Below are 10,892 nucleotides of genomic sequence, written 5' to 3' on the forward strand. Positions count from 1 at the left end.
GCCCTCTGCCCGATGCCGTGCCCCCAATCAAGCGGTGTGAGGCCCTACTCCCCCAAGGAGTTCCTCTCGTTGCAATTCAACTGCTGAAAATCGGCAGCGAAATCACGTCATTGACCGTTACGAAGATCATCAGCGCCAGCACCAGCACAACGCCTGTGCGGTACGCCCATTCGGTACCGCGCGGGCCAGCAGGCTTCCTGCGTACGGCCTCGACCGCGTAGAATGCCAGATGTCCTCCATCGAGCGCGGGGATTGGCAGCAGGTTGATGAATGCCAAATTAAGCGAGATCAGCGCGGCAAAGCTGATGAAAGCCGGCCAGCCGAGGCTCAACTGCTCGCCTGAATACTTGGCAATTTTTATCGGTCCGCCCAACTCTTGCACCGACCGGTCACCCGTCACGATCTGGACGACGCCAGTGACCATCATTTTGACCATCCCGACCGTTTGATCGAGCGCCAGCGTCACTGCCTCGCCCGGGCCAACTGTCTGGAGCTGCTGTTCGGCTGAAAACACACCGATCCTGCCGACCCGGGCTTCGTTCCCAAATCGGTCTTTCTCGGTGTAATCGCCGATTGTCACCGGAATGACAGTTTGCTGTCCTTCTCGGTCAATCGAGATGTCGATCTTCTGCCCGGGATACAGAACAATCTTTTCCACGATTTGCTGAAATTCGGTAACGGTGTCGCCATCGATCGCCAGAATTCGGTCGCCGACTTGCAGCCCTGCGTCACGGCCGGTCGAAACCTCCGCAAAAGAGCCGACAACATTGGTTTGCGCCTCATCAACCGACACGGCCTTGCCATAGATCATGTTGAAGCCGGCAAATATGGCCACAGCGACGATCAGGTTTGTTGCTGGCCCAGCAGCCACGATCAACGCTCGCTTCCACAGCGCCGCGTGGTGAAAATTGCCTTCGCGCTCTTCTTCGGAAAGATCCTCCAGCGCGCCCGCATCCGGGATGCTGGCCGGGTTCATATCGCCTTTGAACTGCACATATCCGCCAAGCGGCAAGGCAGACAGCTTCCAGCGCGTGCCGTGCTTGTCGGTGCGCCCGGCAATTTCCTTGCCGAAACCGACCGAGAACGCTTCCGCTTTCACTCCGAACCAGCGGCCCACCAGATAGTGGCCAAGTTCATGAATCGTGACGAGCGGGCCGAGAACCAGCAGGAACCCGGCAATCATCATCCACAGTGGTACGGAATCAAACAAGTCAGGCTTTCTCCAAAATTTCGGTTGCCCTTAATCGGGCGTCTGCGTCGACCGCCAGAACCTCGTCAAGCGTGGCCGGCGCAGTGTCTATATCGCGGTTCAAGGCTTCTGCCACTATTGCCGCAATCCTGGTGAACCCAATCTGACCGGCAAGAAATGCCGCGACTGCAACTTCGTTGGCGGCGTTTAGCGTCGCCGGGGCCGAACCACCTTCGTGCACTGCCTCGCGGGCCAGGCGGGTTGCGGGGAAACGATCTTCGTCGGGGGCGAAGAAAGACAACTCCCCAATTGCCGCCAAATCAAGCGGTTGGCAGCCGGTTTCCATCCGTTTCGGCCAGGCAAGGCACGACGCGATTGGCACTTTCATGTCCGATGGGCCAAGCTGCGCCAGCGTCGATCCGTCGCGGTATTCGACCATTGAATGGATCACGCTTTGCGGGTGCACGATTATCCTTAACCGTTCGAGCCCGACCGGGAACAGATGGTGCGCCTCGATGAATTCCAGACCCTTGTTCATCATCGTCGCCGAATCGACGCTGATTTTCGCGCCCATATCCCAGTTTGGATGCGCGACCGCCTGCTTCGGCGTCGCAGCATCGAGCTGCGCCTGCGACCATTCGCGGAACGGCCCGCCGCTGGCCGTCAGGGTGATCCAGTTGACCTCGCCCATGTCATTGCCCTGAAGGCACTGAAAAATCGCGTTGTGCTCGGAATCGACCGGCAGCAACGTTGCCCCGTGTTTTGCAACAGCAGCGGTCATTACGTCACCAGCAGAGACCAGCGCTTCCTTGTTGGCGAGCGCGATCGTACCGCCCTGCTCTATCGCTGCCATAACAGGCGCGAGGCCAGCACAGCCGACAATCGCCCCGACCGTTATATCGACCGGGCGCGCCGCCGCCTCGCGCAGAGCCTGTGCGCCGCCTGCGGCCTCCACGCCCGTGCTCGACAATGCGGCGCGCAGATCATTGAGGCAGCTTTCATCACCGACAACCGCGATCTCCGCGCCGAATTCGATCGCCAGTTTTGCCAGCTCGTCGGCACTGGAGTTTGCGGTGAGTGCAGCCACACGCCATTTGCCCCTCTCGCGGCGGATCAGGTCCAGCGTGGAAGCGCCAACCGACCCGGTCGCGCCGAGAATTGAGATGGAGCGGGTCATGCGACCCCCGACAGCAAGCCAACGATGCAGGCAACGGGGATAATTCCATCGACCCGGTCAAACACGCCGCCATGGCCCGGTATCAGGTTGGAGCTGTCTTTCATCCCGGCTTTTCGCTTCAGCCAGCTTTCAAGGAAATCACCGGACTGGGCTGCGATCGCCAGAATTGCACCGATGACGGCAGCGCCCATCGAATCCTGCGAAGTCGCCTCCAGAAAATCGGCCCATTCAGTGTAACCGCTGGTGTAGTGAAACGTGGAAACCCACAGGCCCAGCCACAAGGCTGCGCCCACCATGCCGCCGAAAAGTCCCGCCCAGGTCTTGGAAGGCGAAATGCGGGGCGCGATTTTCGGCCCGCCGATCGTGCGGCCGAAGAAATAGGCAAACGTGTCGGTGAATACCACGGCACCCAGAGCCGCAATTACGTAATAGGAATCCGCCTGGATGAGCGAAATCGCGGCAAACCCGATGTAAACTACGCCAAGGACGATGCTGATAACCCGCTTGAGCGGGCTGTCCGTGATCCGCAGGATAAGCCGCACAAACTCAGCGAATGCCGCAAACGTAACGAGCGCGAAGAAAATATCCAGCCACACGCCGCCAAGCCACAGGGCGGTTATTGTGACCGCCAGCATGATCACTGCGGATACCGCCCTGACGCCCAGATCGGATTTCTTTTTCAGACCGTCACCGTCCACCGAAGCGTCTCTCACGAATTGCAAAATTATCGAGCTCGGCCTGCAAATGTTCCGGTGTGAAATCCGGCCACAATACGTCGACAAAACTCATTTCTGCATAGGCACATTGCCACAGCAGGAAGTTTGACAGCCGCACTTCACCGCTTGTGCGGATGAGCAGGTCGAGCGGCGGCAGATCTGCGGTATCGAGGTTCGCTTCTAAGCTTTCTGTGGTGATCTCCCCCGCCGCTGCGGCGCTCTTGGCTGCGCGGACAATCTCGTCCTGCGAACCGTAATTGAGCGCAACGGCAAGCGTATTCTTGCCCTTGGAAGTCTGATCGAGCGCATCCTCGAGCATCTCCACAATATCGGGCGCAAGCCCTTGCCAATCACCGATAATTTTCAGCCGGACATCATTGGCGATGAATTCTGGCAAATCCGATTTGATGAACTTGCGCATCAAATTCATCAGGTCATCAACCTCTTCTTCGGGCCGCTTCCAGTTTTCGCTGCTGAAGGCATACAGCGTCAGGCATTCTATCCCCATGCCTTCCACGCTTCGCACCAGCTTGCGAACCGCCTCCACACCCTGCCGGTGGCCCATGACCCGCGGCAAGTGCTTGCGCTTCGCCCAGCGGCCGTTCCCATCCATGATGATGGCGACATGCCGCGCTTTCTGGGCGCTATCGCCCTGCTGGCTTTCGCTAGTCACTCTGAAAATCCCCCGAGTGATCTGATCACTGGGTCATGATTTCTTTTTCTTTGGCTTCGGCAGCGGTGTCGCATTCGCCGGTGAAGCGATCGGTTAGCTTCTGCACCTCGTCTTCCATCCGCTTGCGGTCGTCTTCCGAGATTTCTTTCTTTTTCTCGTCTTCCTTCAGGGATTCCATGCCGTCACGGCGCACGTTGCGAACTGCGATCTTGGCCTTTTCCGCATAGGTGCCAGCCAGTTTTGCCAGTTCCTTGCGGCGCTCTTCCGTCAGGTCGGGCATCGGCAGGCGCAGTGTCTGCCCATCGATCATCGGATTGAGGCCAAGATTGGCGTGTGCGATGCCCTTCTCGACTGCGGTTAGGTTTGCCTTGTCCCACACCTGCACGCTGAGCATGCGCGGTTCCGGCGCTGAGACGGTTGCGACCTGGTTCAGCGGCATCATTGCGCCGTAAACTTCGCACACCACGGGATCGAGCAGCGATGTGTTCGCGCGCCCGGTACGCAGACCGGAAAGGTCGCTTTTCAGCGCGTCCACCGCGCCCTGCATACGCCGTTCGATATCGGCTTTTTCATACTTTGCCATTGTCAGGCTTCCTCTCTCACAACTGTCTTGGTGCCGTCACCGTCGATTATCCGTGCGACATTGCCCTTCTCGCGGATCGAAAAGACCACGATCGGGATGCTGTTTTCTCGGCATAGCGCAACGGCGGTGGCATCCATAACTTTCAGATTGTCATTCAGAACACGCGAATAGGTGATCTCTTCGAAACGTTGGGCGTCTTTGTTGGTTTTCGGATCGCTGTCATACACACCGTCAACGCTGGTGCCTTTAAGCAAGGCATCGCAGCTCATTTCGGCAGCGCGCAATGCAGCGCCGGTATCGGTGGTGAAAAACGGATTGCCTGTGCCCGCGGCGAAGATCACGATCCGCCCTTTCTCGAGGTGGCGTTCGGCACGGCGGCGAATATAGGGTTCGCACACGGACGACATCGGAATGGCCGACTGGACGCGGGTAGGAACACCGATCTGCTCCAGCGCATTTTGCATGGCCAGTGCGTTCATCACTGTGGCCAGCATACCCATGTAATCGCCGGTCGTACGGTCCAGCCCCCTAGCCGCCCCTGCAACGCCGCGGAAGATATTGCCGCCGCCGATTACAAGGCAAATTTCGAGGCCCGTATCCTTGGCTGCCTTAACCTCCTCGGCCAGGCGCGCGACATAGGCAGGATCGATGCCATAGTCCTGCTCCCCCATCAGCACCTCGCCCGAAAGTTTGAGCAGGACGCGGTTGTATTTGGGGGCTGTCATGGCTTTACGAGAATCCGGCTGTTTATGAGGTTGCCGGGTTCCTTAGCCGGACAGCCGAACAGGCGCAAAGGGAAAGGCCGCCCGCTTTGGGGGGAATGCCCATGAAGAAAAGTTTGCTGAGCCTGTTCAGGCTGGCAGGTTTGATCGTAACAGCCAGCTTCACATTTCAGGAGCAGACCGTCCAGTTACTGTTTGAAAAAGCAGTAGAAAGCCGAAACACGCGCCGAGTACTGGCTTCAGAAGACGCGCTTACACTCGGCCTTTGTGGAACCGGATTAGCACTGCCAAATCCAGCCGGTGCCGGGACATGCAATGTGATCGTCGTTGGCGATCATGTTTTCGTCATTGATGCAGGCGGAGGCCGCGCCCGCAATCTCGATTTGATGGACAGATCACCAGCGGCGAAGGTCTCTTGATCCTTGTCCTTCCAGCAGGGAACAACGAACTCGAGATCGAAAGCAGGTTGTAAACCAGTTGCGACAGCGCGGTATACGGACCCGAAAATAATTCGGCCGCCGATCCCGATTGGGTCCGGCGGCCGATCTTGTTTTGCCGAGTTTTCAGCGTGGCTTAGCCGCCAACTGCTGCTGCAACTTCAGCTGCGAAGTCGCTCTCTTCCTTCTCGATGCCTTCACCGAGCTGGAAGCGGACATAATCCTTCAGGACGATTTCCTTGCCGGCATCCTTGCCAGCTTTGGCGACGACGTCTGCGATCGGCGTCTTGTTGTCCATCACGAAGACCTGGCTGAGGAGTGCGTTTTCCTTGGCGAATTTCTTCACCGCACCTTCAACCATCTTTTCCTGGACGTTTTCAGGCTTGCCGCTTTCAGCAGCTTTCTCGGCAGCAATCGCGCGTTCGCGTGCGATCAGGTCTGCATCGAGGCCGTCAGCGTTCAGGGCCTGCGGGAAAGCAGCAGCGATATGCATCGCAAGCTGCTTGCCAAGCGGCTCCAGCACGTCAGCACCGGCTTCGCTTTCCAGCGCGACCAGAACACCGATCTTGCCGAGGTTCGGCGCTGCGGCGTTGTGCATGTACGGGACCACAATGCCGTTTTCGACAGTGACGGTCTTCATGCGGCGAACCTGCTGGTTCTCACCGATGGTTGCGATGTTATCGGTCAGCTTTTCAGCGACGGTACCGCCGGTCGGGTAAGATGCAGCCTTGAGAGCTTCCACATCGTCACCGTCAACAGCCAGTGCAGCTTCGGTGGTGTTGCGTACGAATTCCTGGAACTGGTCGTTCTTCGCGACGAAGTCAGTTTCGGAGTTCACTTCAACGGCGACACCGCGGGTGCCTTCCACGGCAACGCCCACGAGACCTTCAGCCGCAGTACGGCTGGATTTCTTCTGTGCGGTTGCGAGACCCTTGGCGCGAAGCGCGTCGACAGCGGCTTCGATGTCGCCGCCAGCTTCGGTCAGCGCCTTCTTGGCGTCCATCATGCCTGCGCCGGTCTTTTCGCGCAGCGTTTTTACGTCAGCGACTGAGAATGCAGCCATTGCTCTAATCCTTTCAAAAATTGCGTCGCCGGACCGCGAAAGTGACCTGCCATAAACGGTAGATCGGGCTGGTCCGGCGCGCTAGATCGCGTCCATTGCAAGAATGTGACGCTGATATCGGGTTTAAAGCTTACGCTTCAACCGGTGGTTCAGCCATCGCGCCAAAGTCAGCGCCGGAATCGGCAACTGCACCGCCCTTGCCCGAAGTCGCTGCTTCCGCAATCGCGTCGCAATACATGCGAACGGCGCGTGCCGCGTCATCGTTGGCAGGGATCGGGAACGCGATGCCCGACGGATCGACATTGGTGTCGAGAACACCGACAACCGGAATACCAAGAACGTTGGCTTCCTTGATCGCCAGCTCTTCCTTGTTGGCGTCGATTACGAACATCACGTCCGGAATGCCGCCCATGTCGCGGATACCGCCGAGCGAAAGTTCCAGCTTGTCGCGTTCGCGGGTGAGCTGGAGGACTTCTTTCTTGGTGAGACCCGAAGTGTCGCCGCCAAGCTGCTCTTCAAGGGTCTTGAGACGCTTGATCGAACCGCTGATGGTTTTCCAGTTGGTCAGCATGCCGCCGAGCCAGCGGTGGTTTACGAAATGCTGGCCGCTGCGACGGGCAGCTTCAGCAATCGGTTCCTGCGCCTGACGCTTGGTGCCTACGAACAGGACCTTGCCGCCCGAACGAACAGTCGATTCAACGAAATCGAGTGCGCGCGCGAAAAGCGGAACAGTCTGCGACAGGTCGATAATGTGAACACCGTTGCGGGCGCCGAAGATATACGGCTTCATCCGCGGGTTCCAGCGGTGGGTCTGGTGGCCGAAGTGTGCGCCGGCCTCGATCAATTGCTGCATTGTGACGGTAGGTGCCGCCATAGTAGAATTCCTTCCGGTTATGCCTCTGGAAAGCTGGAACCGTGAGGAGATCCCTCTGCGGCACCGGTATATGTGCTTTCCATGTGGATTTTCTGATGACTTTCACCCCGGGAATCGGGGCCTCCGCCATTCAGATAGGTGCCCATAGCGCTGTGCCGGATGGAAATCCACCCTCAATCTGCCCTCGGTTCACCGACGAAAATGCCAAGCCTGCCGCGAAAATCGCTTGACAGGCGAGAACAAACAGAGAACATTGTTCCGTATTGGGAAACCAGATGCGTTCTCCAGACGTATTAACACTATATCCACAGGTTACCAACAGCCTGTGCCGATTGATTGAGGTTCGAGATGACTGCATTTGTTCTGGGTACATTGTTCGCTGTTGCCGCTGTGGCAACGCTGATTTCGCTGGCGGACAGCGCGGTGCGCGGCCACAGGGCCTATCAGCATTTGCGTCAAGCTTCGCAGCCTGATTGCGCGGCAGTGCCGCAGGCAGAAGTTATTCGTGAACACGCACCTGCAGACTTTGCGCTGCTGGCGGAGGCCAATACTTACCGCATCACCCGGTCGTTCCGGGAAAATGCCGGTCTGGCCGATCCTATGCTGCTGCCCGCTGCCGCTTGATCCGGCCGTAACGGATCAGACCATATGGCATGAGCAGGAGGTAACCTGCGGAAATCACCGCCAGGGTCCACCAAGGTTCGAGCAGCAACGCTGCGAAAAGGATCCCGACCAGCGCGATCAATTCCAGCCTCACCTGCCTGCGCGGCCTGATCGAAGTCCAGCTAAGCGTGGCGATGTTCGAAATCATCAGGAACGCGATGATAATCATCCAGACAGCGTTGAACCACGGCTCACGGAATTCGGCGATGCCGGTTGCCATCCAAAGGTAAAACGGCAGAAAGCTAAGCCCCGCACCCACTGGTGCCGGAATGCCGGTCAGAAATCCTGCGGATTTGTGCGGTTGATCATCGGTGTCGATTTGCGCGTTGAAGCGCGCCAGCCGCAAAGCGCAGCAAATCGCGAAGGCAAGCGATGCGAACCAGCCCAGACGGGGCAAGTCCTGCAGCGTCCAGAGATAGAAGATAATCGCAGGTGCCATCCCGAAGGATAACGAATCAGCAAGCGAGTCCAGTTCTGCGCCGAAACGCGACTGCGCCTTCAGCAGGCGGGCGATCCTGCCATCTATCCCGTCGAGCAAGCCGGCAAGAATGATTGCAAAGATGGCCGGCCCCCAATCGGCCGAAATGGCGAAACGGATGCCTGTAAGCCCCGAACAAAGCGCGGCAGCTGTAATAGCATTGGGCAGCACCGCTCTAAGCGACAGCCCCTTGCGCAAGCCATGCTTTGCAGGGACTTCATCTTCTGCGGCCTTGGGACCGACCCGAGCGTTCTCTTCGTTCACTGGGCAACTCCCTCAATTAGTTTCTGCTGCCCCAGTTCGGCGATAACCGTCTCACCTGCAACAACTTTCTGTCCGATCAATACCTTGGGTGCGGTACCGGCAGGCAGATAAACATCTATTCGGCTGCCAAAACGAATGAGACCGACGCGCTGACCAGCGGCCACCATGTCGCCAGGTTTCACAAACGGAACAATCCGCCGCGCAACCAGGCCGGCAATCTGGGTGAACCCGATCACAATGCCATCACCGCGTTCAACCAGGATATGCTGGCGCTCATTCTCATCGCTCGCCTTGTCGAGGTCAGCGTTCATGAACTTCCCGGGAATATAGACGAGGCGCTTCACCGTACCCGCGATTGGCGAGCGATTGATGTGCACATCGAACACGCTCATGAAAATCGAAACTCTGGTTATCGCGCCGTCAGACAAACCGTCATGACCCGACCCGTCATCGCCAACCAGTTCTCTGGGCGGTTCAACCTGTATGATTTGCGAAACAGTACCGTCAGCTGGCGAAATGATGGCTCTGTCATCCTGCGGGACAACGCGTTCCGGATCGCGAAAAAATGCGAAAATGCCGCCGGTAAGAGCCAGCATTGGCCACCCGATGATTTCCCAATCGAGAATCAGCAGGAATGCCAGCGCAATCGCACCTGCGATCACGCCAAACTTCCTGCCTTCAGGGTGAATTGCCGGCCATTGCCAGCCAGCTTCACCGCGCCCTTGATTGTCTAGAATTTCACCGGCCATGATTGATACCTAGGGTCTCGCCGGCAAAGCGACAAGCCGAAGCGCCTACCTTTGGGACCGAAGCGGTGGACAGTCTGCCCCTCTGCCGAGGGTTCAGGCCCCCTTCCTGACGAACACAGTACCCGCAGAATAGCCTGCCCCGAAACTGCAGATCAGGCCGGTATCGCCCGCCTTCAGATCTTCGCTGTTGAGGTGGAAAGCAATAATCGAACCTGCGCTGGACGTGTTGCCATAGGTGTCCAGAACAGTCGGGCTTTCATCGTCATTCGCCTCATGCCCGAGCACACGGTGCGCGATCAGGCGGTTCATCCCCGCATTGGCCTGATGCAGCCACAGGCGCCGAAGCCCTTCAGGTTCAATCCCCAGCCTATCCGCCTCGTCGATAATCATCTGCGCGACCATCGGGACCACCTCTTTGAAGACCTTGCGCCCTTCCTGAACGAAGAGTTTGTCAGGCGTGCCTTCCGTTTCCGGCGAAGCGCGATTGAGGAACCCGAAATTGTTACGGATATTGTTCGAGAACACTGTTTTAAGCTTGGTACCCAGAATATCCCAATGTTCGGCTGGGGCGATCGCTGCGTCCTCGACCAGCACCGCAGTCGCTACATCGCCGAAGATGAAATGGCTGTCGCGATCGCGCCAGTTAAGGTGCCCGCTGGTGATTTCAGGGCTGACCACAAGAACAGAGCGCGCGTTACCGGCGCGGATGTAATCGGCCGCTGTCTGGATGCCGAAGGTCGCCGAGGAACAAGCCACGTTCATATCGAAACCGAAACCGTCGATTCCCAGCGCCTGCTGGATTTCGATGGCCATCGCCGGATAAGGCCGCTGCATATTGGAAGCAGCGCACAAAACAGCGTCCACATCCTTCGCGTCGCGGCCGGCCTTTTCCAGCGCCTGGCGGGCAGCCAGAACGCCGATTTCAGCGAGGATGGAAAGCTCGTCATTACCGCGCTCAGGCCAGCGCGGCTCCATGGTTTCCGGATCGAGTATAGGATCCTTGGCCATGACATGGCGCGCCTTGATACCGCTGGCTTTTTCGATGAATTCGACTGAGCTAGGGGCAAGCGCTTCAACCTCCCCTGCCGAAATCGCGTCAGCGTTGCGGGTGTTGAACAGCTCTACATAATTGTTGAAGCTTTCGACCAGTTCTGCGTTGGAAATGCTTTCCGACGGCGTGAACAGGCCGGTCGATGAAATGACGGGACGATGTGTAAGTTCCATCGCTGCTGCCTACTGCGGCAATGGCCGAGCCGCAAGATTTGCGCTTCCCTTCCGCGCATAAAAAAACGGGCCGCCTGCCA

At 58.1% G+C, this 10,892-nt stretch carries 13 protein-coding genes; 2 read left to right on the forward strand and 11 right to left on the reverse strand.

Translation table 11 applies throughout. From position 1 onward, the window contains the following. Positions 1-76: 76 nt before the first annotated feature. The 6 genes from rseP to pyrH form a co-directional block, all read right to left on the reverse strand. Complete coding sequence (gene rseP, locus GRI43_RS05855) at positions 77-1,186, reverse strand: RIP metalloprotease RseP (RefSeq protein ID WP_160730662.1); 1,110 nt, start codon at positions 1,184-1,186, stop codon at positions 77-79. Positions 1,187-1,211: 25 nt separating this feature from the next. Beyond that, positions 1,212-2,366, reverse strand: a complete 1,155-nt coding sequence (locus tag GRI43_RS05860) for a 1-deoxy-D-xylulose-5-phosphate reductoisomerase (RefSeq protein ID WP_160730097.1) — start codon at positions 2,364-2,366, stop codon at positions 1,212-1,214. Next, positions 2,363-3,079 (reverse strand): phosphatidate cytidylyltransferase, encoded by a 717-nt coding sequence (locus GRI43_RS05865; protein ID WP_338090014.1) that lies wholly within the window; start codon positions 3,077-3,079, stop codon positions 2,363-2,365. The genes GRI43_RS05860 and GRI43_RS05865 overlap by 4 nt, the downstream gene beginning before the upstream one ends. Beyond that, a complete protein-coding gene (gene uppS / locus GRI43_RS05870) occupies positions 3,054-3,695 on the reverse strand; it encodes a polyprenyl diphosphate synthase (protein ID WP_160730664.1) in 642 nt (213 codons plus the stop codon). The genes GRI43_RS05865 and uppS overlap by 26 nt, the downstream gene beginning before the upstream one ends. A gap of 85 nt (positions 3,696-3,780) precedes the next feature. Beyond that, positions 3,781-4,338: a ribosome recycling factor gene (gene frr, locus GRI43_RS05875; RefSeq protein ID WP_160730098.1), complete on the reverse strand. Its 558-nt coding sequence runs from the start codon at positions 4,336-4,338 to the stop codon at positions 3,781-3,783. A gap of 2 nt (positions 4,339-4,340) precedes the next feature. Further along, positions 4,341-5,063 (reverse strand): UMP kinase, encoded by a 723-nt coding sequence (gene pyrH / locus GRI43_RS05880; protein WP_160730099.1) that lies wholly within the window; start codon positions 5,061-5,063, stop codon positions 4,341-4,343. A gap of 101 nt (positions 5,064-5,164) precedes the next feature. On the opposite strand from pyrH, the gene GRI43_RS05885 reads away from it, so the two are divergent. After that, positions 5,165-5,479 carry an MBL fold metallo-hydrolase gene (locus tag GRI43_RS05885; RefSeq protein WP_160730100.1) on the forward strand — a complete coding sequence of 105 codons (315 nt, stop codon included), beginning with the start codon at positions 5,165-5,167 and terminating at the stop codon, positions 5,477-5,479. Between the two features lie 154 nt (positions 5,480-5,633). Here the strand turns inward: GRI43_RS05885 and tsf are convergent, their stop codons facing one another. Both tsf and rpsB read right to left on the reverse strand, forming a co-directional pair. Continuing rightward, positions 5,634-6,560: a translation elongation factor Ts gene (gene tsf, locus GRI43_RS05890; protein ID WP_160730101.1), complete on the reverse strand. Its 927-nt coding sequence runs from the start codon at positions 6,558-6,560 to the stop codon at positions 5,634-5,636. Positions 6,561-6,690: 130 nt separating this feature from the next. Further along, the gene (gene rpsB, locus GRI43_RS05895) at positions 6,691-7,434 is read right to left on the reverse strand and encodes a 30S ribosomal protein S2 (protein WP_160730102.1); all 744 of its coding nucleotides are present in this window, start codon (positions 7,432-7,434) and stop codon (positions 6,691-6,693) included. 348 nt (positions 7,435-7,782) lie between these two features. On the opposite strand from rpsB, the gene GRI43_RS05900 reads away from it, so the two are divergent. Next, positions 7,783-8,058 carry a hypothetical protein gene (locus GRI43_RS05900; RefSeq protein ID WP_160730103.1) on the forward strand — a complete coding sequence of 92 codons (276 nt, stop codon included), beginning with the start codon at positions 7,783-7,785 and terminating at the stop codon, positions 8,056-8,058. Here GRI43_RS05900 and GRI43_RS05905 read toward each other — a convergent pair. The 3 genes from GRI43_RS05905 to GRI43_RS05915 all read right to left on the reverse strand — a co-directional run bounded on the left by GRI43_RS05905 (position 8,033) and on the right by GRI43_RS05915 (position 10,812). Continuing rightward, on the reverse strand, positions 8,033-8,839 hold the full coding sequence (locus tag GRI43_RS05905; RefSeq protein ID WP_160730104.1) for a CDP-alcohol phosphatidyltransferase family protein: 807 nt from the start codon (positions 8,837-8,839) through the stop codon (positions 8,033-8,035). The two genes, GRI43_RS05900 and GRI43_RS05905, sit on opposite strands and share 26 nt — an antisense overlap. After that, positions 8,836-9,588, reverse strand: coding sequence for a phosphatidylserine decarboxylase (locus GRI43_RS05910; RefSeq protein ID WP_160730105.1), 753 nt, complete (start codon positions 9,586-9,588; stop codon positions 8,836-8,838). The genes GRI43_RS05905 and GRI43_RS05910 overlap by 4 nt, the downstream gene beginning before the upstream one ends. Before the next feature lie 93 nt (positions 9,589-9,681). Continuing rightward, the gene (locus tag GRI43_RS05915; protein ID WP_160730106.1) at positions 9,682-10,812 is read right to left on the reverse strand and encodes a beta-ketoacyl-ACP synthase III; all 1,131 of its coding nucleotides are present in this window, start codon (positions 10,810-10,812) and stop codon (positions 9,682-9,684) included. Positions 10,813-10,892 lie beyond the last annotated feature (80 nt).

This window comes from Pontixanthobacter luteolus (genome assembly GCF_009828095.1).
Taxonomy (GTDB): domain Bacteria; phylum Pseudomonadota; class Alphaproteobacteria; order Sphingomonadales; family Sphingomonadaceae; genus Pontixanthobacter; species Pontixanthobacter luteolus.